The sequence below is a fragment of the Paenibacillus filicis genome (assembly GCF_038070315.1).
Taxonomy (GTDB): domain Bacteria; phylum Bacillota; class Bacilli; order Paenibacillales; family NBRC-103111; genus Paenibacillus_G; species Paenibacillus_G filicis.
This window is the reverse complement of record NZ_JBBPCC010000013.1, coordinates 176,638-200,934: the sequence shown is the minus strand read 5'-3', so window position 1 is coordinate 200,934 and position 24,297 is coordinate 176,638. Positions and strand designations below refer to the sequence as shown.

General features: G+C 52.3%; 26 protein-coding genes and 1 pseudogene. 26 read left to right on the top strand and 1 reads right to left on the bottom strand.

Annotated elements, in window-relative coordinates; translation table 11 throughout:
- Window positions 1-19: 19 nt before the first annotated feature.
- Both WMW72_RS20305 and WMW72_RS20300 read left to right on the top strand, forming a co-directional pair.
- Window positions 20-394 carry a hypothetical protein gene (locus WMW72_RS20305; RefSeq protein ID WP_341417372.1) on the top strand — a complete coding sequence of 125 codons (375 nt, stop codon included), beginning with the start codon at window positions 20-22 and terminating at the stop codon, window positions 392-394.
- 23 nt (window positions 395-417) lie between these two features.
- Entirely contained in the window at window positions 418-789 is a 372-nt protein-coding gene (locus tag WMW72_RS20300; RefSeq protein WP_341417371.1) for a hypothetical protein, read from the top strand.
- A 239-nt stretch (window positions 790-1,028) separates the two neighbouring features.
- Here the strand turns inward: WMW72_RS20300 and WMW72_RS20295 are convergent.
- Window positions 1,029-1,895: pseudogene (locus WMW72_RS20295) on the bottom strand (YifB family Mg chelatase-like AAA ATPase); the annotation flags it as partial.
- A gap of 198 nt (window positions 1,896-2,093) precedes the next feature.
- Between WMW72_RS20295 and WMW72_RS20290 the strand changes: the two are divergent.
- From WMW72_RS20290 to WMW72_RS20175, 24 genes are all read left to right on the top strand, one after another.
- On the top strand, window positions 2,094-2,357 hold the full coding sequence (locus tag WMW72_RS20290) for a hypothetical protein (RefSeq protein WP_341417369.1): 264 nt from the start codon (window positions 2,094-2,096) through the stop codon (window positions 2,355-2,357).
- 347 nt (window positions 2,358-2,704) lie between these two features.
- Window positions 2,705-3,865, top strand: a complete 1,161-nt coding sequence (gene sucC / locus WMW72_RS20285) for an ADP-forming succinate--CoA ligase subunit beta (RefSeq protein WP_341417368.1) — start codon at window positions 2,705-2,707, stop codon at window positions 3,863-3,865.
- A 70-nt stretch (window positions 3,866-3,935) separates the two neighbouring features.
- Window positions 3,936-4,868: a succinate--CoA ligase subunit alpha gene (gene sucD / locus WMW72_RS20280; protein ID WP_341417367.1), complete on the top strand. Its 933-nt coding sequence runs from the start codon at window positions 3,936-3,938 to the stop codon at window positions 4,866-4,868.
- Between the two features lie 110 nt (window positions 4,869-4,978).
- Window positions 4,979-6,082, top strand: coding sequence for a DNA-processing protein DprA (gene dprA / locus WMW72_RS20275; RefSeq protein ID WP_341417366.1), 1,104 nt, complete (start codon window positions 4,979-4,981; stop codon window positions 6,080-6,082).
- A 44-nt stretch (window positions 6,083-6,126) separates the two neighbouring features.
- The gene (gene topA / locus WMW72_RS20270; protein WP_341417365.1) at window positions 6,127-8,232 is read left to right on the top strand and encodes a type I DNA topoisomerase; all 2,106 of its coding nucleotides are present in this window, start codon (window positions 6,127-6,129) and stop codon (window positions 8,230-8,232) included.
- A gap of 33 nt (window positions 8,233-8,265) precedes the next feature.
- Window positions 8,266-9,594, top strand: coding sequence for an FADH(2)-oxidizing methylenetetrahydrofolate--tRNA-(uracil(54)-C(5))-methyltransferase TrmFO (trmFO, locus tag WMW72_RS20265; protein ID WP_341417364.1), 1,329 nt, complete (start codon window positions 8,266-8,268; stop codon window positions 9,592-9,594).
- Window positions 9,595-9,714: 120 nt separating this feature from the next.
- Window positions 9,715-10,257, top strand: a complete 543-nt coding sequence (gene hslV / locus WMW72_RS20260; protein ID WP_341417363.1) for an ATP-dependent protease subunit HslV — start codon at window positions 9,715-9,717, stop codon at window positions 10,255-10,257.
- 43 nt (window positions 10,258-10,300) lie between these two features.
- A complete protein-coding gene (hslU, locus tag WMW72_RS20255; protein WP_341417362.1) occupies window positions 10,301-11,701 on the top strand; it encodes an ATP-dependent protease ATPase subunit HslU in 1,401 nt (466 codons plus the stop codon).
- A 24-nt stretch (window positions 11,702-11,725) separates the two neighbouring features.
- Entirely contained in the window at window positions 11,726-12,496 is a 771-nt protein-coding gene (gene codY, locus WMW72_RS20250; protein ID WP_341417361.1) for a GTP-sensing pleiotropic transcriptional regulator CodY, read from the top strand.
- 251 nt (window positions 12,497-12,747) lie between these two features.
- Window positions 12,748-13,149 carry a flagellar basal body rod protein FlgB gene (gene flgB / locus WMW72_RS20245; RefSeq protein ID WP_341417360.1) on the top strand — a complete coding sequence of 134 codons (402 nt, stop codon included), beginning with the start codon at window positions 12,748-12,750 and terminating at the stop codon, window positions 13,147-13,149.
- 3 nt (window positions 13,150-13,152) lie between these two features.
- Window positions 13,153-13,608 carry a flagellar basal body rod protein FlgC gene (gene flgC, locus WMW72_RS20240; protein ID WP_341417359.1) on the top strand — a complete coding sequence of 152 codons (456 nt, stop codon included), beginning with the start codon at window positions 13,153-13,155 and terminating at the stop codon, window positions 13,606-13,608.
- A gap of 47 nt (window positions 13,609-13,655) precedes the next feature.
- Entirely contained in the window at window positions 13,656-13,949 is a 294-nt protein-coding gene (gene fliE / locus WMW72_RS20235) for a flagellar hook-basal body complex protein FliE (RefSeq protein ID WP_341417358.1), read from the top strand.
- A 45-nt stretch (window positions 13,950-13,994) separates the two neighbouring features.
- A complete protein-coding gene (gene fliF, locus WMW72_RS20230) occupies window positions 13,995-15,602 on the top strand; it encodes a flagellar basal-body MS-ring/collar protein FliF (protein WP_341417357.1) in 1,608 nt (535 codons plus the stop codon).
- Between the two features lie 22 nt (window positions 15,603-15,624).
- Complete coding sequence (gene fliG / locus WMW72_RS20225; RefSeq protein WP_159884460.1) at window positions 15,625-16,632, top strand: flagellar motor switch protein FliG; 1,008 nt, start codon at window positions 15,625-15,627, stop codon at window positions 16,630-16,632.
- Entirely contained in the window at window positions 16,625-17,443 is an 819-nt protein-coding gene (locus tag WMW72_RS20220) for a FliH/SctL family protein (protein ID WP_341417406.1), read from the top strand. The genes fliG and WMW72_RS20220 overlap by 8 nt, the downstream gene beginning before the upstream one ends.
- 4 nt (window positions 17,444-17,447) lie before the next feature.
- Complete coding sequence (fliI, locus tag WMW72_RS20215; RefSeq protein ID WP_341417356.1) at window positions 17,448-18,767, top strand: flagellar protein export ATPase FliI; 1,320 nt, start codon at window positions 17,448-17,450, stop codon at window positions 18,765-18,767.
- Window positions 18,768-18,775: 8 nt separating this feature from the next.
- The gene (gene fliJ, locus WMW72_RS20210; RefSeq protein WP_341417355.1) at window positions 18,776-19,216 is read left to right on the top strand and encodes a flagellar export protein FliJ; all 441 of its coding nucleotides are present in this window, start codon (window positions 18,776-18,778) and stop codon (window positions 19,214-19,216) included.
- 25 nt (window positions 19,217-19,241) lie between these two features.
- On the top strand, window positions 19,242-20,168 hold the full coding sequence (locus WMW72_RS20205) for a MotE family protein (RefSeq protein WP_341417354.1): 927 nt from the start codon (window positions 19,242-19,244) through the stop codon (window positions 20,166-20,168).
- A 25-nt stretch (window positions 20,169-20,193) separates the two neighbouring features.
- Window positions 20,194-21,675 (top strand): flagellar hook-length control protein FliK, encoded by a 1,482-nt coding sequence (locus WMW72_RS20200; RefSeq protein WP_341417353.1) that lies wholly within the window; start codon window positions 20,194-20,196, stop codon window positions 21,673-21,675.
- Window positions 21,676-21,717: 42 nt separating this feature from the next.
- Window positions 21,718-22,179 carry a flagellar hook capping FlgD N-terminal domain-containing protein gene (locus WMW72_RS20195; RefSeq protein ID WP_341417352.1) on the top strand — a complete coding sequence of 154 codons (462 nt, stop codon included), beginning with the start codon at window positions 21,718-21,720 and terminating at the stop codon, window positions 22,177-22,179.
- Window positions 22,176-22,550, top strand: coding sequence for a TIGR02530 family flagellar biosynthesis protein (locus WMW72_RS20190; protein ID WP_341417351.1), 375 nt, complete (start codon window positions 22,176-22,178; stop codon window positions 22,548-22,550). Before WMW72_RS20195 ends, WMW72_RS20190 begins: the two co-directional genes overlap by 4 nt.
- Before the next feature lie 106 nt (window positions 22,551-22,656).
- Complete coding sequence (flgG, locus tag WMW72_RS20185) at window positions 22,657-23,481, top strand: flagellar basal body rod protein FlgG (protein ID WP_341417350.1); 825 nt, start codon at window positions 22,657-22,659, stop codon at window positions 23,479-23,481.
- Between the two features lie 64 nt (window positions 23,482-23,545).
- On the top strand, window positions 23,546-23,767 hold the full coding sequence (locus WMW72_RS20180) for a flagellar FlbD family protein (protein ID WP_341417349.1): 222 nt from the start codon (window positions 23,546-23,548) through the stop codon (window positions 23,765-23,767).
- Between the two features lies 1 nt (window position 23,768).
- Window positions 23,769-24,263 carry a flagellar basal body-associated FliL family protein gene (locus tag WMW72_RS20175; RefSeq protein WP_341417348.1) on the top strand — a complete coding sequence of 165 codons (495 nt, stop codon included), beginning with the start codon at window positions 23,769-23,771 and terminating at the stop codon, window positions 24,261-24,263.
- Window positions 24,264-24,297: the final 34 nt, after the last annotated feature.

The window sequence follows — 24,297 nt, the reverse complement described above, 5'->3', positions numbered from 1 at the left end:
AATTTACGGGAGGTTAAACATGAGCATTGATGTTAGCTCTTTTGAGAAAGTACAAGCTCAACTGCAAGGATTATTTGATGAAATCGGCACACTTTCCAAGAAAAAACCTGACGATGCCATCAATAAATTCAAATTGAACATCATTAACCCAATACTATTAGGAGCAAATAAATTGTTATCGGGGACGTACAAACCGTTTTCCGATTTTGAACAATTTGATAGTGACAGTCTGCCAACCAATAGTGATGTTGTTTTGATTTTGTCTCAATACCTTAACTGCTTAGAGAAGCTTAGAGCAGATAACATCATGATTTACGGGAGTGGGTGGGTTTGGGCAAAAAACGGAACCAGAACTGATATTAGAACAGCTCCTCCAAAGAAAATAACATGGTAGTTTGTTAGGGGAAGGTGATTGGATTGGCTAAGGCAAAAAATACAAGCTTACCAACTGATGCAGTTGTAGCTAAATTTGATATGCTGTATCCGATGATAAATTCTGCACTAGATGAGATGCGGGAATTTTCAAAGAAGAAGCAGGATGGTGTCTTAAATCCATTAAAGGTAAAAGTGATAAACCGGTTATTGGATGATATTAAGGAAGTTTTAAGTGCTGACCCAAGCACTGAATACTTAGATTTACTGGATGACGAATCACTGCCGCAAAACAGCGATGCTGTTCTTATTCTTGGTCAATTTAGAGCAGCCATGGACCAATTCAGCAAAAAGTATTACGGACATCATGACGGAGTAGGATACTCTCGACGTTGGTCAACAGTAGAGAAGCCTTGATGATAGCAAACCGAGTGCTTTGCTCACGAAAGTCAATCCTCTTGCTGCCGTAGTAATCGTTCAGGTTTCGCATATAAAAACTTACATACCCTTGGTCGCAAGCAGAAATGGAGCGGCGGTTCCCGGTTAAAGAAAAACTAGAAAGTATCAATCGGAAATAAAAGGAAAGAGCCTCGGATCAGGGGGTTCTTTCCTTTTTATGAGTATAATTGCGAAAAACTAAGTATCTCGACCCGTTATATTACCTTTTCAGAGGATATCGTGTGGTGAGGCATCCGAAAGGGTCGCTCCCGCATTAGCCTTCGGCGGTCGGCGAATTTGCCGGAGACGCTGTAAATCTTGGTAACCTCCAACGATTCCTGCTCGTCCATCGGCGGCAGAATGGTCGGGAGCCGCTTGGCCAGCATCGTTTTGCCCGTCCCGGGCGGACCGATCAGCATCAGATTGTGCATCCCGGAGGCGCAGATCATCAGGGCCCGCTTCACATGATGCTGCCCCCGGACGTCGGCATAATCCTCGGCATATTCGGCTGCAGGCTCGACGGTCACTCCCAGGGTCGCGAGCAGTGGAGGCCGATGGATTGACACCGGAACGTCAGTTCTCGCGATTCGGCTCCATTCCGACAGATGGTGGGCTGCTTGCACGGTGTATCCGCTGATCCAGCCAGCTTCCTCCGCGTTGTCTGCGGGCACGATGACCCGGGTAAGGCCCCCTTTGACCGCCGCTTCGATCATCGAGAGTACGCCGGGCACGGGCCGGATCGAACCGTCCAGCGACAGCTCCCCGATCACAAGCGTCCCATCCAGCGTACCGGGCTCCAACTGCCCGCTGGTGGCCAGAATCCCGAGCGCTATCGCGAGGTCGAAGGCAGACCCTTCCTTGCGGATATCTGCAGGAGCCAGATTGACGGTGATTCTCTGCAGAGGGAACGTAAACCCGCAGTTCTTGATAGCTGCCCGCACCCGCTCGATGGATTCCTTCACCGCATTGTCGGGCAGTCCCACGATGTTGACCTGGGGGAGCCCGTTGCTCAGATCAACCTCCACCTCGATCAGTCTTCCCTCTACTCCATGCAGACAAGCGCTGATGGCTTTACCGTATAACATCAAAAAACACCTTCCCCATGAAAAATTCATGGCTCAAGGTGCTTCCTCATCCGCCCTAATTGATATGCCTTTATTGTATACGCGGGACTCGTGCTTGGCAAGGCCGGTAGCAGGGCTATTAGAGAGTGGGCGGCAGGTAGCCCGGCCGTGATTATATTCCGGCTAATCTGGCGACAATGAGGCTAGAGGTGATGAGGAATGCAGGAAACAGAAAAACCATATTTTTGTCCGAATTGCCGTTCCAACCGGATTAAGTTTAGTATCATTCAGAGCTATTCCCAGCGGATTCTGAAGGATGCGCTGACTGGAACGGTGCAGCAGGTTGCCGAGCCCGAGCAGATTCAAGCTGAAGAACCGACCATCCAATGCCTGGTGTGCCAGTACACCGGCAATGAAATGCGGTTCATCAAGCAGGCAGAACATCAGCCCAGACAAGACAGCCCCGTTACGCCGATTTACTAGAACAGAGTGCCGTGACCTTATCAAGACGGTTGAGAACCCAGCCTAGCTATGCAAGAACCTCCGACTGCGGAGCCGGACTTACCGGCCTGCGCGGAGTTTTTTGCGTTGCACCCCGTGAGCCTTGCCCTGCGAAAACATATATTTTAGTCATCAATAAAAAATATGTATCGCCATATTCACACAAAATATAAGGAAACCCGCGATAAAAAGTGTTACAATAATTAAGGTTTGCCATAACGGACATGCTATAGGTTGGCAAGCGCGTAAGGCAGCGGTCAACTCCTTTCGGAAGCGAAAGCGAGTCGATTCCATAGAGCAAGTCAATACCGATAGGAGGATTTTGCTAAATGAATATCCATGAATATCAAGGCAAAGAAGTGCTGAAACAGTACGGGGTTGCCGTACCTGAGGGTAAAGTGGCATTCACGGTGGACGAAGCGGTGGAAGCGGCGAAATCCCTGGGTACATCTGTCGTCGTCGTCAAGGCGCAAATTCATGCCGGCGGCCGCGGTAAAGCAGGCGGCGTCAAGGTTGCCAAAAACCTCGACGAAGTGCGTACATATGCGGAGCAAATTCTCGGTAAGGTGCTCGTCACCCACCAAACGGGTCCTGAAGGAAAAGAAGTCAAGCGCCTGCTGATCGAGCAAGGCTGCGATATTAAGAAAGAATACTACATCGGCGTCGTGCTGGACCGTGGAACGGGCCGCGTCGTTATGATGGCATCGGAAGAAGGCGGTACGGAAATCGAGGAAGTCGCTCACCACTCGCCTGAGAAAATTTTCAAAGAAATCGTAGATCCGGCTATCGGCCTGCAGGCTTTCCAAGCACGCAAGCTGGCTTATGCAATCAATATTCCGGGCGAGCTCGTGAACAAAGCGGTCAAGTTCATGACAGCACTGTACACAGCTTTTGTTGAAAAAGATTGCTCGACGGCAGAAATCAACCCTCTGGTTGTAACTGGCGACGGCAACGTCATGGCTCTGGATGCTAAGCTGAACTTCGATTCGAACGCATTGTTCCGTCATAAGGACATCGTGGCGCTTCGCGATCTGGAGGAAGAAGACGAGAAGGAAATCCAAGCTTCCAAATACGACCTGAGCTACATCGCTCTCGACGGCAACATCGGATGTATGGTTAACGGTGCAGGTCTGGCTATGGCTACGATGGATATCATCAAGTACTACGGCGGCGACCCGGCTAACTTCCTCGATGTAGGGGGCGGTGCTACCAAGGAGAAAGTTACCGAAGCGTTCAAAATCATTCTGTCTGACGAGAACGTCAAAGGAATTTTCGTTAACATCTTCGGCGGCATCATGAAGTGTGACGTTATTGCCGACGGCGTTGTAGCGGCAGCTCGTGAGCTTGGATTGGACCGTCCGTTGGTCGTCCGTCTGGAAGGCACGAACGTAGAGCTCGGCAAGAAAATTTTGAACGAGTCCGGTCTGAATATCGTAGCTGCTGACTCGATGGCTGACGGCGCTCAAAAAATCGTCGCACTCGTGAAGTAATTCGAAACCAAGCGGCTTTACTTTGCATAAGCAGCAATTTCTAAAATGATCAGGGGATGTGAACCGTAACATGTCTATTTTGGTAGATAAAAATACAAAGGTTATCACGCAAGGGATTACCGGTTCCGTAGGTATGTTCCATACCAAAGGCGGTCTGGAGTACGGCACGCAAATGGTTGGCGGCGTAACGCCGGGCAAGGGCGGAACGAATGTTGACATCACCCTGGAAAACGGCTCGATCGTATCCGTACCTGTATTCAATACGGTAGTGGAAGCGAAAAAAGCGACTGATGCTACGGCATCCGTTATCTATGTACCGCCAGCTTTCGCAGCGGATGCGATCATGGAAGCGGTAGATGCCGAGCTGGATCTGGTTATCTGCATCACCGAGGGCATTCCTGTTCTTGACATGGTGAAAGTTAGCCGTTACATGGAAGGCAAGAAAACCCGCCTGATCGGACCTAACTGTCCGGGCGTTATCACTCCGGATGAGTGCAAAATCGGCATCATGCCGGGCTACATTCATACGAAAGGTCATGTAGGCGTCGTTTCCCGTAGCGGAACGCTCACTTACGAGGCGGTTCACCAGCTTTCGACCCGCGGCATCGGCCAATCGTCTGCTGTAGGTATCGGCGGCGACCCGGTCAAGGGCTCCGAGTTCATCGATATTCTTCACCTGTTCAACGAAGACCCGGACACTTATGCGGTCATCATGATCGGTGAAATCGGCGGCTCCGCCGAGGAAGAAGCAGCGGAGTGGATCGCGGCTAACATGAAGAAGCCAGTTGTCGGCTTCATCGGTGGCCAAACGGCGCCTCCCGGCAAACGGATGGGCCATGCCGGCGCGATCATCTCCGGCGGTAAGGGAACTGCAGCTGAGAAGGTTGCAACGCTCGAGCGTTGCGGCATCAAGGTAGCTCCTACGCCTTCCGAAATGGGTTCCACGCTTGTGAGCGTGCTCGAAGAAAAAGGCCTGCTCGACAAGTGCATCACTAAAAAATAATGGGGACAGGCAAGCAGCCTCTCTGTTTTCGCTTATGCGAAAGCCGGGAGGCTGTTTTTTGTTTCAAATTGCAAAAATTTGTTTCTATTATAAGGAGTGAGCTATACTATATGAACAACCGACAATACTTGTTTGCTTTGCACCAGCTTCAGGGTATAGGTTGGAAGACCATTCACCAGATTGTAACGCGTCTTTCCTCGCTCGAGGATCTCGGCTCGATGGAAGCGTCGGATTGGATGGAGCTTGGATTTACCCCCGGGCGTTCACGCGCACTCAGCGCCTTGCGCCACAGCCTGAACGATGGGCAGCTCGGACAAGCCTTGGAGCGCTACGAGCAGGCGGGGATCCGCTGGCTGACGATATGGGACGAAGATTACCCGGAGATGCTGCGGGAAACCGCCGATCCTCCGTGGGTGCTTTACGTCCGTGGCAATCTCGATTTACTGGGCCGGTTATGCATTGGCGTTGTCGGAACCCGGACGCCGACCGTGTACGGACGCACTTCGGCAGAGCGGCTGTCCTACGACCTCTCTCGGGCAGGCGTCTGCATCGTCAGCGGCTTGGCCCGAGGGATTGACAGTATAGCTCACGAAGGGGCGTTGCACGGCAAAGGAGGGACGGTCGCGGTTTTGGGCTGCGGTCTGGATACGGTATACCCCGCAGAGAATAAAGGGTTATTCCAGCGCATAGCGCGGGAAGGACTTCTGCTGACCGAATATCCGCTGGGGACGAAGCCGCACGCCGGATTATTCCCGCTCCGCAATCGGGTCATTGCAGGTCTGAGTAGCGGGGTTCTGGTGGTGGAGGCAGCAGTCCGCAGCGGATCGCTGATTACGGCTGATCTGGCCTTGGGATATTCCCGTGACGTATTCGCCGTGCCGGGGCCGATCAATTCTCCCAAAAGCCAGGGCACCTTAAAGCTGATTAAGGACGGTGCAAAGCTGATTGCATCGTCAGCGGACGTGCTGGAGGAGTACGGCCATCGCATAGACTTACAGAATTCGGCATACAGTAATGACACGCATACGGTAGGCCAGAAGCTGTCCGCTGACGAAAGCCTGATCTGCGAATTATTGGTTTCAGGCCCGCTGACCATCGATCAGCTCTTGCAGCAAAGCCAATTTACTTTTGGACATTTGCACGCAGTTCTGATAAATTTACTAATGATGCAGCGAATCGTAGAAATTCCCGGTACAGCTTACACCTTACGTTAATGTAAAATATACATATTTCATATGTTGAAAGGGGAAAGACGCCTATGGCCGATTCCTTAGTCATTGTGGAGTCACCCGCAAAAGCCAAAACGATTGGAAAATATTTGGGCAGCAAATATATCGTAAAAGCTTCTATGGGTCATATTCGGGACTTGCCGAAAAGTCAGATCGGGGTAGAGGTTCAGAAAAATTTCGAACCCAAATACATCACGATCCGCGGCAAGGGATCCGTTCTTAAAGAATTGAAAGACGCGAGCAAACGCGTAAAAAAAGTATATCTGGCGGCTGACCCGGATCGCGAAGGGGAAGCTATCGCCTGGCATCTGGCGCACTATCTGGAGATCAACGATCAGGACGCCTGCCGCGTCGTGTTTAATGAGATCACCAAGCAGGCTGTCAAGGATGCCTTCAAAACACCACGCAAGATTAACCAGGATCTGGTGAATGCCCAACAGGCAAGACGTATTCTGGATCGTCTGGTCGGCTACAAAATCAGTCCGTTGCTCTGGAAAAAGGTCAAGAAGGGCCTTTCCGCCGGGCGGGTTCAATCTGTTGCGGTCAAGCTGATCTACGACCGGGAGAATGAAATCAATGCGTTCGTTCCCGAAGAATATTGGACGATTACGGCCAAGCTCTCTACGGGCAAAGCGGATTTCGATGCCAAGTTCCATAGTCTGAACGGCAACAAGAAGGAACTGAAGACGGAGGCGGAAGTTCAAGAGATCCTCAAGGGTCTCAAGCAAGCCGAGTTCGTCGTCAACGAGGTCAAGGAAAAGGAACGCCACCGTAATCCTTCGCCTCCGTTCATTACAAGCTCCCTCCAGCAGGAAGCGGCGCGCAAGCTGGGCTTCCGGGCTTCCAAGACGATGTCCGTCGCCCAGCAGTTATATGAAGGTATCGACCTGGGGCCCGAGGGCACGGTCGGGTTGATCACGTATATGAGAACGGATTCGACGCGGATCTCTCCTGTAGCCCAGGAAGAAGCCAAGGAATACATCGAAAGTAAGTTCGGGGCGGACTTTTACCCCGAAACGCCGCGCGTTTATTTGAAGAAAAACAGCAATGCGCAGGATGCGCATGAAGCGATAAGGCCAAGCTCGGTGCTCCGCGACCCAGAATCGATTAAGTCCCATCTTAGCCGCGACCAGCTTCGTTTGTATAAACTGGTGTGGGAGCGGTTTGTGGCGAGCCAGATGTCTTCCGCTGTGCTGGACACGATGACGGTTGATTTAGCAGCTGGCGATACCGTTTTCCGGGCTGTAGGTTCCAAGGTTAAATTTTACGGATTCATGAAGGTATACGTCGAGAGCAGTGACGATGCAGTCGAGTCAGGCGATGAGGATGACCGTCTGCTGCCTCCGCTGGCTCAAGGTGATGTCGTCAAGTCCAAGCAAATCGATCCGAAGCAGCATTTCACGCAGCCGCCTCCGCGGTTTACCGAGGCCCGTCTGGTCAAGGCGCTGGAGGAGATGGGCATCGGCCGCCCGAGTACGTACGCACCGACGCTGGAGACGATCCAGAAGCGTGGTTATGTCGCGATTGAGGAGAAGAAGTTTATTCCGACGGAGCTCGGTGAGCTTGTCATTCAGCAGATGATCGAATTTTTCCCGGAAATTCTCGATGTGGAATTTACCGCGCATATGGAAGAAGGACTCGATCATATCGAGGAAGGCAAGGAAGATTGGGTTCAGGTGTTGAGCGAATTTTACGAATCTTTCGAAAAACGCCTGGAAGTTGCCGAGGAAGAGATGGAGAAGATTGAAATCCAGGACGAGGTCTCGGATGAAATCTGTGAGAAGTGCGGTAGTCATTTTGTTTACAAAATGGGACGTTTCGGCAAGTTTCTGGCTTGCTCCGGATTTCCCAACTGTCGCAATACGAAGCCCATCATCAAGGATATTGGAGTTGCTTGTCCAACCTGTCACGAGGGTAAGATTATAGAACGCCGCAGCAAAAAAGGCCGGATTTTCTACGGCTGCGACAAGTATCCGGAGTGTGACTTCGTATCCTGGGATAAGCCGGTCGGGCAGCCTTGCCCGAATTGCGGGGCGATGCTGATTGAGAAGCGCAACAAGTCGGGCGTATTTATTCAATGCGTATCATGCGACTTTAAGGAAGAAGCGAAAGAGAACGATCAAGATTCGGAATAAGCCGGATGATTGACATGCAGGGGGAACGAAAAGTTGAATGATGTAAAACAAGTAACCGTGATCGGGGCTGGACTTGCGGGCAGCGAAGCCGCTTGGCAACTTGCATCGCAAGGCGTCCCCGTCGTGCTCTATGAAATGCGCCCGGTGCGCCAGACACCGGCCCATATTTCCGATAAATTCGCTGAACTCGTCTGCAGCAACTCGCTGCGGGCGAATGGACTGACCAATGCGGTCGGGCTGCTGAAGGAAGAAATGCGGATGATGAATTCGCTGATCCTCCGTGCGGCGGACAAGCATGCTGTACCTGCGGGGGGCGCACTGGCGGTTGACCGTGAAGGCTTCTCGGAAGAGGTTACCTCGATCTTGAGGAATCACCCGCTGATCGAGGTGCGCAACGAGGAGCTGGAGAGACTGCCGGACGGGATTACCGTTGTGGCGACGGGTCCGCTCACCTCACCGGCGTTGTCCGAGCATTTGAAGGAGCTCATGGGCGAGGAGTATCTGTACTTCTACGATGCGGCCGCTCCGATCGTTGAGAAGGATTCCATCGACATGAGCAAGGTGTATCTGGCTTCCCGCTATGACAAGGGCGAGGCGGCTTATCTCAACTGTCCGATGACCGAAGAGGAGTTCAACATCTTCTACGAGGCGCTCATTACCGCAGAAACGGCTCCGGTCAAGGAATTCGAGAAGGAAATCTACTTTGAGGGCTGTATGCCTATTGAAGTCATGGCGACAAGAGGCAGGCAAACGGTGCTGTTTGGACCGATGAAGCCCGTGGGCCTTGTGAACCCACATACCGGCGAGCTGCCTCATGCTGTCGTTCAGCTGCGTCAAGATAATGCAGCCGGGACGTTATATAATCTCGTAGGCTTCCAGACGCACCTCAAGTGGGGCGAACAGAAGAGGGTGCTGTCGCTCATCCCGGGACTGGAGAATGCGGAGTTCGTACGCTACGGCGTCATGCACCGCAATACGTTTATTAACTCCCCAAGCCTGTTAAAGCCGACGTATCAGTTTCGCAAGCGGGACAATCTGTTCTTCGCCGGACAAATGACTGGGGTAGAGGGCTATGTAGAGTCGGCTGCTTCCGGCCTGATCGCGGGGTTGAACGCGGCCCGCTTCGCCCGGAACGAGGAATGTTTTGTCCTGCCTCCGGAAACGGCATTGGGAAGTATGGCGCAGTACATTACGACTGCAGATTTCAAGCACTTCCAACCGATGAATGCGAATTTTGGACTATTCCCGCCGCTTGAGGAACGCTTCAAAAACAAAAAGCTGAAGTATGAGAAAATCGCTGAACGCGCTATTTCGAAAATTCAGAATTTTATCGAAAACTCAAACAACTCGACTTGTCAGTAAAACTTGGACTATGTTACGATATATCCGACTATCCTGTTAGTGTCACAAGGATCGGAAACTCACGAACTAAGCTTACCACGAGCTTAGTTTTCGTCTTGAATGAGGAGGAATTCGCTCGTTATGGATGCATTTCATGCGACTACGATATTTGCGATTCGGCACCAGGGCAAGGGTGCGATCGCCGGAGACGGCCAGGTGACGTTCGGTAATAGCATGGTGATGAAATCCCATGCGAAGAAGGTTCGCAGATTGTACAGGGGCAACGTCATCGCCGGCTTCGCCGGTTCGGTAGCCGACGCCATCACGTTGTTCGAAAAATTCGAGGCCAAGCTGGAGGAGCATCACGGGAATTTGCAGCGTGCTGCCGTAGAACTCGCCAAGGACTGGCGTCAGGACCGGGTACTGCGCCGCCTGGAGGCGATGATGATCGTGATGGACCGGAGCGGGCTGCTGCTTATCTCCGGCAACGGGGAGATTATCGAGCCGGATGACGGCATTCTCGCGATCGGCTCCGGAGGCAGCTTCGCGCTGGCGGCTGGCCGCGCGCTGCACCGCTATGCTTCTGACATGAGCGCACGGGATATCGCTCACGCTTCGCTCACGATGGCGGCGGAAATTTGTGTATTTACGAACCATAACATTATTGTGGAAGAGCTTGAATAACGGAATCCAAGAGGGAAATCGAATAATTCGGGAGGTGCCGTTCGTGCCGACAAGCAGCTTAACTCCAAAAGAAATCGTAGCCGAACTGGATAAATATATTATCGGACAGCGCCAGGCGAAAAAATCGGTGGCGGTCGCACTGCGCAACCGTTACCGCCGCAGCCGGCTGGAAGAGTCGCTTCGGGACGAGATAGTTCCGAAAAATATACTGATGATCGGACCAACAGGCGTTGGCAAGACCGAGATCGCCAGGCGTCTGGCCAAAATCGTAGGGGCACCCTTTGTTAAGGTCGAAGCCACGAAGTTCACTGAGGTCGGTTATGTCGGCCGTGATGTCGAGTCCATGGTCCGGGATCTGGTGGAAACGTCAATCCGCATGGTGAAGGCTGAGAAGACAGAGGGGCTGAAGGACAAGGCCGAGCAAATGGTCGTGGACCGGATCGCTTCCATTTTGGTTCCCAGCGGCTCCAAATCTCGCGGCCAGCGCAACCCGTTCGAGATGCTGTTTGGCGGGCAAGGGCAGGCTCAGGAAGAGCCCGAGACCGAGCAGCAGGATGCAGGGATTGCAGCACGCCGCAAGGAGATCAAGGAACAGCTGCAACGCGGTGAGCTGGAACAGCAGGTCATCGAGGTCGAGATTGAAGATAATTCCCCGACGATGCTGGATATGCTGGGAGGGCAGGGGAACGAGCAAGCCGGCATGAACATGCAGGAGATGTTCGGCTCTCTGATGCCCAAGCGCACAAAGAAGCGCAAGCTGCCGATACGGGAAGCACGCAAGGTACTGCTGCAGGAAGAAGCCCAGAAGCTGCTCGACATGGATGAGGTCATTCAGGAGGCTGTACGGCGTGCCGAGCAATCCGGCATCATATTTATCGATGAGATCGATAAAATCGCAGGCTCCGGGCGCGGAGGCGGCCCTGATGTATCGCGTGAAGGGGTGCAGAGGGATATACTGCCAATCGTAGAAGGGTCTACGATTATGACGAAATACGGGCCTGTGAAGACGGATTATATTCTGTTCATGGCGGCTGGAGCGTTCCATATCGCCAAGCCCTCGGACCTGATTCCCGAGCTCCAGGGTCGCTTCCCGATTCGGGTGGAGCTCAGCAGCTTGAGCCAGCAGGATTTTGTGCTGATTCTCAAGGAACCGAAAAATGCGCTCACCAAGCAGTATACGGCACTTCTGGAGACGGAAGGCATCCGTGTAGAATTCTCCGAAGAGGCGATACAGGAGATCGCGCGCATAGCGGCGGAAGTGAATCAGAATACGGACAATATCGGAGCGCGGAGGCTTCATACCATTCTGGAGAAGCTTCTGGAGGATTTGTCCTTCGAGGCACCGGAGATCACGCTGGAGCAGATTGTCATCTCTCCCGAATACGTTCGTGAGAAGCTGTCGAGCATCGTGCAGAACCGCGATCTGAGCCAATATATTTTGTAATCGTTTGAGGTGGAGGCAAGAATCATGACATTGTTGATGAAGACCAGAAGACTGAATAAGCTGCTTCAAAAAGAAGCGGGCAATGCGGTCAGCTTTAAGGATATGGCGGCTGTGCTCAGCGACATTTTGCATGCGGATATTTTCGTCGTCAGCCGAAGGGGCAAGGTACTGGGCAGCTCAGACGCGCCGCAAGGAAGCAATCCATCCAAACTTGCGGTCATTCAGGAGAAGCATTTTCCCGCTGATTATAACGAGCTGCTGCTGCAGGTATCCGATACGTCTTCGAATCTGGAAGCGGGCTCTCCCTATGATGTATTCGGCGACCACGCCCATGGGGTCAGCTTCTTTATCACGGTGGTGCCCATTATTGGCGGCGGAGAACGGCTGGGGACGCTGGTTCTTACGAAATACGGCAGTGAATTCGTTGACGACGACCTTATTCTGGCTGAATACGGCTCTACGGTCGTGGGTATGGAGATTTTGCGCGAGAAGGCCGAGCAGATCGAGATCGAGGCGCGCAGCAAAGCGGTCGTTCAGGTCGCCGTCGGTTCCCTGTCCTTTAGCGAACTGGAGGCTGTCGAGCATATTTTCGAGCAGCTGGAAGGGTCGGAAGGCCTGCTTGTGGCGAGTAAAATCGCCGATCGGGTAGGCATTACGCGTTCGGTGATCGTCAACGCCCTGCGCAAACTGGAAAGTGCGGGGGTCATCGAGACCAGGTCTCTGGGCATGAAGGGAACATACATTCGCGTGTTGAACGATCAGCTTTTAAAGGGTATCCAACAAGTCAAATTATAAAATTTGCTTGATAATCGTGGCTTTCATAAAAAATTCATAAGAAAGATAGGTCCTATATGAAAAATATAGGGCTTTTTTCTTATTGTAATCATTTCCATCTTTCTTCAATATAGAAATAGTTCTGAGTTACTACAGTTTAGGTTCGATGTATGATTATTTTTTTCCAACATATTGTCGAAGGAAGGAGGATATTCAGAGCTCCATGTTGAATATCTACTCACAGATAATTCTAGAAAGTGGGTTTCTACCTTATGATGATCCTGAATAAGCCGGGCTTCCAGTTGATGGAGCGCTCTCTTGACGCCTCAACCCTGCGACAAAAGGTCAGTGCCGACAATATAGCAAATAACGACACGCCTTATTTCAAAAGGTCCGAGGTGAAGTTTGAGGAGATGCTGCAGCAAGAGATGGGAACTAGACCGCTTCAAGGCTTCCGGACGGATCCGAGACATTTTGTCATTGGCCAGCCCGCTAATCCGCAGCCCGAGATTGTACGGGACAACCAGACTACTGTGAACAATAATGCGAATAATGTCGACATCGATTATGAAATGGCTTTGATGGCGAAGAACCAGCTGCGCTACAATGTGCTGGTGCAGCAGGTAAGCGGCGATATTAAAAAGTTCAGAACCGCTATCGGTGGGAGGGCTTAACGGATGAGACTGACGAACGGATATGATATCAGTGCCTCGGCCCTGACGGCTCAGCGCTTCCGGATGGACGTGATCTCGTCCAACATAGCCAATGCCGATTCTACAAGAGCTCAGATGGTGAACGGAAAGTGGGTTCCTTATCAGCGCAAGCTGGTCACGCTGGAATCCAAGCCGCAAAACTTTGCTTATTCCCTCCAGAATGCTATGTCCGGCAAGGATACGGGAGCCGGAGAAGGTGTGCGGGTTACCCGGGTATTCGAGGATACGTCTCCGCTGAAGCAAGTGTACAACCCGACACATCCGGATGCGGATGCTAACGGGTTCGTTATGATGCCCAATGTAGACATCATGAAGGAAATGGTCGACATGATTTCGGCCACCCGTTCTTACGAGGCCAATGTAACGGCACTCAACGCGTCCAAAGGATTGGTCAGCAAAGCTCTGGAAATCGGTAGATAACAAATACAGGCCTTAAGAGGCACCTGGATAAAGAAGGGGTATCGTTCATGATAGATAAAATAAGTCTGTCACCGCTGCAGATGGTGAAGGCCGCACAACCTAAGAGCGCTTCGGAGGTATCCGATCAGTTCAGCCAATATCTGAGCGGAGCTATCGCCGATCTGAACACGCAGCAAGCTGTTGTGGATAAACTGAATACTCAATTTGTCAATGGCGAAACATCGGATGTGCACCAGCTCATGATCGCCTCTGAAAAAGCATCCCTCGGATTGGAACTGACCGTTCAAGTGAGGAATAAAGTCATCGAAGCCTATCAGGAAATCATGCGAATGCCGGTTTAATGCTTGAACAATCCAAAGTGACGGTCAATCAGATGGGGTGAAATAGTGAACGAAAATTTGCTCCAATATTGGAATCGGTTGAAGCAATATTGGAATCAATTCAGCAAAACCCAAAGATTTACACTGATCGCCACTGTGATCTTGATCATACTGACAGTTGGTATCATCAGTTATAATTTTTCTAAGACGGAATATGCACTGGCTTATACAAACCTCCAGCCGAGCGACGCAGCGGCGATCAAGGGTTATCTGGATGGAGCCAAGGTGCCTTACCAACTGAGTGATGACGGCAAGAGCATCGGGGTTCCCCGCAGCCAGGTGGCGAGTGTGAAGCTGGCCGTCGAATCCCAAGGGTTGAACAAAACAGGCAATGTCGGGTACGGGGCTTTCAGCCAAAGCGGTACCTTCGGGACGACAGACCGTGAATTTGATGTCAAGTACATCAATGCCGTTCAAGGCGAACTGCAGCAATTGATTAACTCCAACAATGCCATCGCAAGCTCCAAGGTGTTGATCAGCATGCCGAAGGAAACGGTATTCCTTCCGAAGGGACAAGCTCCGGAGAAAGCGACCGCTTCGGTAATGCTTGAAGTCAAGCCGGGATATCAACTGGATCAGGCGAAAGTCGATACGATGTACAATCTGGTCTCGCACAGTGTGAAGGGACTTCCGGTTGAGAATATTACGATATCGGATCAGAACGGAGATCCTCTGGAATATTCCAAGGTCGGCGCCAAAGCAACAGGCTCTGCGAGTCTAGCCCGGGATCATTTCGAAATCAATAATCAGTTCCGCAACGATGTTCAGCGCAATGTTCAGCAGATGCTCGGCGCTATTCTCGGCCGGGACAAAGTCATCGTCAGCGTGTTCTCTACGATGAACTTTGATCAATCGAGCTCCACCAGCAATCTGGTCACGGCACCTAACCAGGTAGACCAGACGGGACTGGAGATTTCGATCCAGGAAATTCAGAAAAACTATACCAGCGACGGCGGAGCAGCCAACGGAGGCGTGCCCGGTACCGGCGCAACGGATGTGCCAGGTTATCAAGGTGCCAATAACGGAGGCAAGACAACTTCCGAAGAGCTCCAGCGAACGGTGAACCGCGAAGTCAACCGGATTACGCAGGAAGTCGTAGCTACGCCTTACCTTGTCAAAGATTTAACCATTAATGTCGGTCTTGAACCACCTGATCCGGCAGATCCTAACTCATTAACACCAGACACCATCAATGCCGTTCGCGGCATACTGGTCAACATTGTGCGCGCTGCGCTTGCTGACAACAAGGTGGCTATCACGGATGAAGATCTGTTGAAAAAAGTAACCGTGTTTCCTCATACGTTCGCTAAAACGAACGACTCTCAAGGACTTGCCTCGAATACCGCGCTCCTGTACGGCGGACTTGGAGGCTTGGCACTGGCACTGCTGGGCGTTGGCGCATTCTGGATGATGCGCAGAAGGCGCAAAGCGCAGGAAGAAGCTGAGGAAGCGGCGCTGCTGGAAGAATCGGAAGCAGCAAAGGTTGAATTCCCGACTATCGATATCGATAATGTGACCAATGAAAATCAAGTGCGCAAACAACTGGAGCAACTGGCCAAACGCAAGCCTGAAGAGTTTGTGAATCTGCTGCGCACCTGGTTAGTAGATGAATAGAGGTGCTTGAATCTTGGCTAAAATGCAGCAACCGATGTTAACGGGACGACAGAAAGCAGCCATCCTTTTAATCAGCTTGGGTCCGGAAGTATCGGCGCAAATTTTCAAACACCTTCGCGATGAAGAAATTGAGCAGTTGACCTTGGAAATTGCCAATGTAAGAAAAGTTGATAACGCCGAGAAGGAAGCCATCATGGCTGAGTTTCATCAGATCTGTCTGGCGCAGGAATTTATCTCTCAAGGAGGGATTTCGTACGCCAAGGAGATTCTGGAGAAGGCGCTCGGTTCCCAAAAGGCGCTTGATATTATCAACCGTCTGACGGCGACTCTTCAAGTACGGCCGTTCGACTTTGCCCGCAAGGCAGATCCGGCGCAAATTCTTAACTTTATCCAGAATGAAAATTCGCAAACCATCGCGCTGGTGCTCTCTTATCTTCAGCCGGAGCAGGCTTCGATCATTCTGTCCTCGCTGCCGCAGGAGAAGCAGGCCGATGTGGCCAAGCGGATCGCGCTGATGGACAGTACGTCGCCTGAAGTCATCAGTCAGGTCGAGCGTGTGCTGGAGCAGAAGCTGTCTGCAACCGTAACACAGGATTACACCAATGCAGGCGGCATCTCGTCTGTCGTTCAGATTCTGAATGGCGTCGACCGCGGGACCGAGCGTACCATTCTCGATTCCCTAGAGATTCAGGATCCCGAGCTTGCTGAGGAAATCAAGAAGCGGATGTTCGTTTTCGAGGACATTGTCAATATCGACAACCGTTCCATCCAGCGTATTATTCGCGATATCGAGAATGCGGATCTGCAGCTGGCACTCAAGGTGGCGAGCGAGGAAGTCCGCGAAGCGATATTCAAGAATATGTCCAAGCGTATGGCCGAATCGTTCCGCGAAGAAATGGAATTCATGGGACCTGTCCGGCTGCGTGATGTCGAAGAAGCCCAGACGCGTATCGTAGCGACCATCCGCCGTCTGGAAGAAGCTGGTGAAATCATCATCGCACGTGGCGGAGGAGATGATATTATTGTCTAATGTCATCAAGTATTTTCAATACGTCCCCGTGGACGACACCAAGATCGTCGAGCACCCGGCTTCCCCTGTTCTCTATGAAGAACCGACGGAGGAGGAGGGGCTGACGGCCGAGCAGCAGCAGGAACTCGAAGAGCTTCACCAGGTGAAAGAGCAGATCATTCAAGATGCGCAGGCTTTCGCCGAAGAGCAGGTACGCGCCGCTATGGACGAAGCTTCCGCACTCAGGGAGAATGCCCAGCAGGAGATTGATGCCTGGTGGCAGGAGCGTCGTGAGCACGATCAGGGTGCATTCTCCGAAGCTCAGCAGCAGGGGTATCAGCAAGGCTATCAGGAAGGCAGCACTCAGGCAGAAGCAGAGCTTCGCGGACGTTACGACCAGATGCTCCAGGAAGCTTCGCAAATTCTGGAACAGGCTTATGTACTGAAGCATGACATTATTCAGGAAGCCGAGCCCTTCCTCATCGAGATGAGCTGCTCCATCGCGGAGAAGATCGTAGCCAGACAGCTTACGCTTGAGCCCGAATGGGTGAAGGACCTGATTCGCAAGGTGCTTTCCCGCCGCAGAGAGCAGGGATTGATCGCGCTGTGTGTGGCGCCTTCTCAGTTCTCCTACATACAAGACGCACGAGAAGAGCTTTTGTTGCATATTGATTCGCAAGCTGAGCTGCAAATTATTCCGGACGCCTCTGTGCAGGATCTCGGATGTGTGATCCGTTCTTCCTTTGGAAGCATCGACGCCAGGATCGATACGCAGCTGAATGAAATCAAGCAGGCCTTGCAGCAGCTTGCGGGCCGCGATGAGGAGGACTGATTCCATGCAGATTCCTTCCACTCAGAAGTATATCGAGCATCTCCGGCAGATGGACCCGATCCGCGTTAACGGCAAGGTCACTCAGGTTATCGGCCTTACCGTGGAGTCGGAGGGGCCGGATGCCAGCGTAGGCGATGTGTGTTATATCTATCCGTTTAAATCCAACAAGCCGCTGAAGGCGGAAGTGGTCGGATTTAAAAATAACAAGGTTATTCTGATGCCGCTCGGCGAGCTCCATGCCATCGGCCCCGGCTGTGACGTGGTAGGGACAGGCAAGCCACTCACCGTGCAAGTCGGGCATGAGCTGCTGGGCAAGGTGCTTGACGGCTTGGGCCAGCCGCTGGACGGGTCCTTCCTGCCTTCGCGGATGACTCAGTATTCGACGCACAACGCACCGAGCAATCCGTTGAAGCGTCCGCGTGTCCTCGAGCCGATCAGTGTCGGCGTGCGCTGTATCGACGGCCTGCTGACGATAGGAAGAGGTCAGCGCGTCGGTATTTTCGCCGGTTCAGGTGTAGGGAAGAGTACACTGATGGGCATGATCGCCCGGAATACCGCAGCCGATGTCAACGTTATTGCCTTGATCGGGGAACGCGGACGTGAGGTGCTGGACTTTATCGAACGTGACTTGGGTCCCGAAGGTCTGGCCCGATCGGTCGTGATCGTTGCAACATCGGATCAGCCTGCACTCATTCGGATCAAGGGCGCACTGATTGCTACCAGCATAGCGGAATATTTTAGAGACCGGGGCCTCAATGTCATGCTCATGATGGATTCCGTGACACGCTATGCGATGGCGCAGCGGGAAGTAGGACTTGCCGTAGGAGAACCTCCAGCTACCCGGGGGTATACCCCTTCAGTATTCGCTACGCTGCCTAAGCTGCTCGAGCGGTCGGGTACCGGTCCTAAAGGCTCGATCACGGCTTTTTACACGGTGCTTGTCGACGGGGATGATATGAACGAGCCGATCGCAGATGCGGTACGCGGTATTCTAGATGGTCACATTGTCTTGAACCGCAGCATCGCCAACCGGGGACACTATCCGGCTATCGATGTACTGGCAAGCGTAAGCCGTGTTATGAAAGAAATCGTACCGCAGCAGCAGCAGCTAGCCGCCGAAAATTTAAAAAGATTAATGTCTATTTATAAAGATTCGGAAGACCTCATCAATATCGGGGCGTATCAGCGAGGATCCAACCCGGAAATCGATCATGCGATGGACTCGATCCAATCGATTAACGATTACACCAAGCAGCGCGTGCATGACAAGCTGACCTATGCAGAAGCGACGGAGCAATTGATCCAACAATTTTATAGGGGTTGAGAAGGCATATGCGGTTTCGCTACGCTTTTCAGAAGATCGTGGATCTGAAGGAAAATGAGAAAACGCAAGCGGAATGGGTTCTCTCGGAGGCTATCGGCGTGATGCGCAGAGAAGAGACGACGCTCACGGAGCTGCAGCAGTCCAAGTTCGATATGCAGGAAGAGCTGCACCGGGTGTCCGGCGATCGCACAACGGTCTCGAACCTGCTGATGATTCAAGGCTATGTGGATCATATCGAGGGCCGGATCCAGTCCAAGCATCGCGATCTGCAGCAGGCTAAGACGGTGGTGCAGTTGAAGCAAGAGGACCTGAACGGCAAAGTGCTGCAAGAAAAGGTATGGAATAAGGCCAAGGAAAAGGCCTACCAGCGCTTTTCCGCCGATCTGCTCAAGAAAGAGCAGGATCAGCTGGATGAGATGGCTACGAATCGTTATGTAAGGCCTTTGTAATCAGATTGGAAAGAGAGGTGAGGGCATGGCAAACACAGATACGGAGCAATCGGGTTCCTACGGAGCCATGGAGCGTTTTCTGATCTGGTTCCTCATCCCGTTCGTTTTTACGGCCGTTCTGCTCGGCGTGCTTCTGACGATCTTCGACTATGACATTGTGAACAGCGCGCTCAAAACGGCAAATAAAATTCCGATCGTGAATCGTGTCATTCCGGCTCCGAAAGAAGACCCTTCTACGGCTAAGCCAGCGGATGGCGCCAAGAAACCGGAGGTAGCGGCAGCACCTACAGCGGAGGATGCCCTAGCGCAAGCGACGTCGCAAGCGAATGCGAGCGAGCAGGAGCTCAAAAAAACGGAAGCTGTCGTCCAGCAGCGGGATCAGACGATTAAAGACCTGCAGGTGAAGAACAGCGAGCTTGAAGAGAAGACGAAGACCAAGACGCAATCGGATGAAGAGTACACAGCGCAGATCCAGCAGCTGGCTACGATGTATGCCAAGATGTCTCCGAGCAAGTCGGCTCCGATTCTGGAGAATCTCACGTTGAACGAGCAGGTGCTCGTGCTCAGCATGATGAAGACGGACGAGCGGGTTAAAATCTTGGAGAAGATGGATCCCAAGAAGGCGGCGGAGGCTTCCATCCTGATCAAGGACCAGAAGCAGGTCCGCGATACGCAAATGGCTGCTTTGCAGGAGCGGTTAAAGCAAGCGACGCAGCCGGCTGCGAGTGCCAAAACGGATCAGCTCAGCAAGGATGATCTGGGGGCTACGTTCGCCAATATGACGCCGAAGAGCGCAGCAACCGTTCTGCTGGAGATGCAGAATACAAGCCCGGACAAGGTGATTTCGATTCTGAAGTCTATGGATAATGCCGGACGCTCGAAGATTATGTCCGCTCTTACGGATGCATCGAAGGAAACGGCTGCCTTGATCTCAGCCAGGCTCGTTCAATAAACAAACTTGAAGGGAGGTGAAATATATGGAAATTCAAGCGACATCCGTAACGGTTACATCTACAAACGGTTCGTCCTCCGGATCAGGAGCTGCTTCTGCAGGGTCAGGCTCTTTCAATGCTGCGCTCACGGGCGTCATGAGTACCGACACGTCCTCCGGCAGCAGCGGGAAGTCTTCAGGGAATGGGCTTATCGCTCTTCTTCAACAGCTGATGCCTCTATTTGCACAGACGGGCCTAAGCGAGGAGCAGTTGGCTGGTCTCCAGGGCGGGCAATTGGACGGACTCATCCAGTTGTTGGAGCAGGCCGATGCTTCGGGTCAAGGAGAAGCGGTGCTTCAACAGCCCGAGCTGCAATCATGGCTCCAGGACCTGCAAGCCTTGCTAGCTGCACTAACTGCCGGTCATTCGACGTCTGAAGGGGATGCTAGGACCGATGAGGACACGCAGCTTCATAGCGGTCCAGATGAGGGGGAAGATGCCTCGCAATTACTGAATCCGCTGCTATTCGTGCCGCTGGCTACGCAGACTGTTGCTGCTGAAGCCGAGGGGGATGGATCTTCTCCAGGTCAGCGTGCGGGTGAGCCCGTCATACATCTGCGCGAAGCGCTGGATATGGTGAAGCAATTGAAGGAACTGGCTGCAAGCGGTACGAAAGAACCTGCGCTTCAGCAGGCGATGAAGGAACTGCCTCAAGTGCTGCTTCATGCGGCAGCTCAACTGGGCGTGACGAATCAGGCCAAAACAGGACAGCAGCAAGCCGTACAGACTTTGATCGGTTCACAGGCGGCTAATGCGGATAGCGCTCCTGCAAGCCCTGTTGCGGTTCAAGTCGTACCTCATGCCATGCAGAAGCTCGAGGCTCTTGCTCTCAAGCATCAGGCTTTCCGAATACCTATAGAGCCTGGGGTTAAAGACGAAGCTCCTCTATTCGAGCTGCTACCCAGCGACCAGGCTGAAGCTGATAATCAGGCACCAGTGACGGTAAGCGAGTGGATGAAGCAAACATCGGCCAGCCAACAAGCGGCCAGAGGGGCTGTCCTGCAGATGCCTGCATCATCCTTCACGGACGATATGACTAAGTTTGTCGTCGGGTCGTTTGTACTCGGCAGGTCGGCAGAGGGCGTCACGGAGGCGAGAATATCGCTGTATCCGCAGCATCTGGGGCATGTCGAGGTTAAGCTGACTATGCACAACGGCCAGCTTATCGCCCAGTTCATGGCCGACAGCCTAACAGGCAAGGAAATGCTGGAAGGCCAGCTTTCGCAGCTTCGTACTTCGCTGCAGGCACAAGGCATTCAGGTCGACAAGCTGGAGGTCAGCCAAAGTCAGGGCTTTCAGTCAGGCTTGTTCCAGGAAGGCCGGCAGCAGCAGCCTCAATCTTCCAAGCAGCAGCAGAAATCGAGCGGCAAGGAAATTTCGCTGGACGATGTAAAGGCTGAGGAAGAGGCACTGGCCAGCCGGTTGAGATTGGCGGCCACTGACGGCTCGATTGACTTTACCGCCTAATCATCAAGCTCACACCCAGCAAAAGGCAGGAGGTGAAAGCACATGGCAGATTCCAATATCAGCACGAAAAACATATGGCCCTATTATTCCAAGCCCAACGTCGATAAAACGCCGAACGCCAAGGATGCCAATAATTTGGGGAAAGATGCGTTTTTGAAGGTTTTGATGACCCAGCTATCGAATCAAGATCCGACTCAGCCGTTGCAGGACAAGGAATTTATCGCTCAAATGGCTCAGTTTACTTCGGTCGAGCAGTTGAGCAATATGGCTAACGAGATGAAGCAGCTCCGCCAATCGCTCGGATTTGCTTCCGGCCTGATTGGCAAGGAAATTGCCTGGTCTTATGAAGATAAGGACAATGTCACGCATACCCGATCAGGTATCGTCGAATCGATTACCGTCAAGAAAGGCGAACAATTTGCGAAGGTGAACGGCGAGGATATCGCGCTTACGAACATCTCGCAAATCAAGAACCCCGCAAGCGAGGGGGAGCCTTCGCCATGAGTGAACGGATAACCGTCGGGAGCTTATATGCGGGAGCAATGCCTGCCGCACGACCCGCTCCAGCCGCTGATAGGAAGGCTGCACCATCTTCATTCGATGCAGTTCTTCAGAACCAGTTCGTGAAGTTCAGTCAGCATGCGGAGGAAAGGCTGCGCCAGCGGGACATTCAATTCAAGCCCGAGCAGCTTCTCAAGATCAACACCGCCATCGACAAGGCGGCATCCAAAGGCGCCAAGGATTCGTTAATGCTAATCAACGATACGGCTTTGATCGTAAACATCAAAAACCGGACCGTGGTGACCGCGATGGACGGTGCTTCCATGAAGGACAATTTGTTTACGCAGATTGATAGCGCCATGATCATTTCGTAAGGCCGGCCCGCAAGTCGGAGGCCTGGGTTGTGGACCGACAGAAGCAACCCGTAGATGTATACATGCAAGCAACTGAGGGTACTCAGACCATAGGGGGCAATGATCGATGTTAAGGTCTCTTTATTCAGGCGTATCGGGTATGAGGGGTTTCCAGACCAAGCTTGACGTCATCGGCAATAACATTGCCAACGTCAATACGGTCGGCTTCAAGGCAGGCCGTGTTATGTTCAAGGATATTTTGAGCCAGACCGTTTCGGGCGTATCCGCGCCGACGGCGGAAAAAGGCGGCGTTAATTCCAAGCAGATTGGCCTTGGGGTAACGGTTTCGGCGATTGATACGCTACATACGCCGGGCAGCGCTATGACGACGAATAAGCCGACCGATCTGCGGATCGACGGAGACGGATTTTTCGCCGTGTCTCCGGCTCTTGACGGGGCCGAAGGGCCTTATCTGACGCGGGCTGGGAACTTCGACCTCGATGCGGAGCGCCGTCTGGTCAATGCGGATGGATTGTTCGTGCTGGGTACGGATGGGCAAGGGATAACACTGGATCCCGCTGTTACAGCATTCTCCATCTCGCAATCGGGCGAGATTGTAGCGGTTCAGGCAGACGGTACGGCTGCACCAACAGGACAATTTATCGCTGTAGCCAAGGTCGTAAACCCGGCTGGACTTGAGAAAATCGGAGGTAATCTGTACAGGTCAACGCCGAACTCCAATGTGGACCCTATTGACCTGGGTACCTCATTGGCCAATGATCCAGCTACTGGAACAGGCGCCATCGTCTCTGGTCAGCTCGAGATGTCTAACGTAGACCTGACATCAGAGTTCACGGAAATGATCATTGCGCAGCGTGGCTTCCAATCGAACTCGCGGATCATTACGACTTCCGATGAAGTATTGCAAGAAGTTGTAAACCTGAAGCGTTAAGTAGAATAAACCAGTAACCACGGGGGAGCGAGCCTCCCCCGATTACCCAGCCGGAGGCATGCATATGGTGGAGCTAACCCGACTTAACGGCAAGACGATAACCATCAACGCCTTGCTCATCGAAACGATTGAAAATACGCCGGATACGATGATCTCGCTCGTCAACGGCAAAAAAATAATGGTGCTCGAACCTGTGCCGGAAGTGGTCGAGTTGGTACAGCGCTATATGCAGACCGTTGGTCTCATCGGCGGTACGATGAAGAGCCTGAATTCGGAGGGGTCGTAAGTTGTTTAAAAGTAAAATATTTATCATGGTTGTCGCTGTTCTCATTGCGATCACGCTCATTTTAACCGCAGCGTTTGTTTTATGGAATTACATGGACAAATCCAGTGCCGATCCGGCCGTGCAAGCGCAAAATTCTGCGAAAGATGTGAAGGCGGGCAAAAAGCTCACGCCGGATCAAATTAAGGAATACACCGTTGAGATGAAGGATGTCCTGACGAATCTGGCTGCTCCAGCGAACGGTGGTCCGGGCAATAAATTTGTAAAAATTAGCTTTGCCTTTGAACTTGAAAATAAAAAGGGTAAGGAAGAGTTTGAAAAACTGCAAAGTCGTATGAAAGCCATTGTCATTGAAACGCTTGCCGACAAGACGCCGGACCAGGTGTCGGGCAAAAAAGGCTTTGACAGCCTCACCTCAGCCCTTATGAATAGAATGAATGAAGAGCTGCACGACGGGAAATTGCAGCAAATCTTGATCACGGATATCGTGCTTCAGTAATCGAAGCCGCATACGGGTACATCAGCGACAGGGG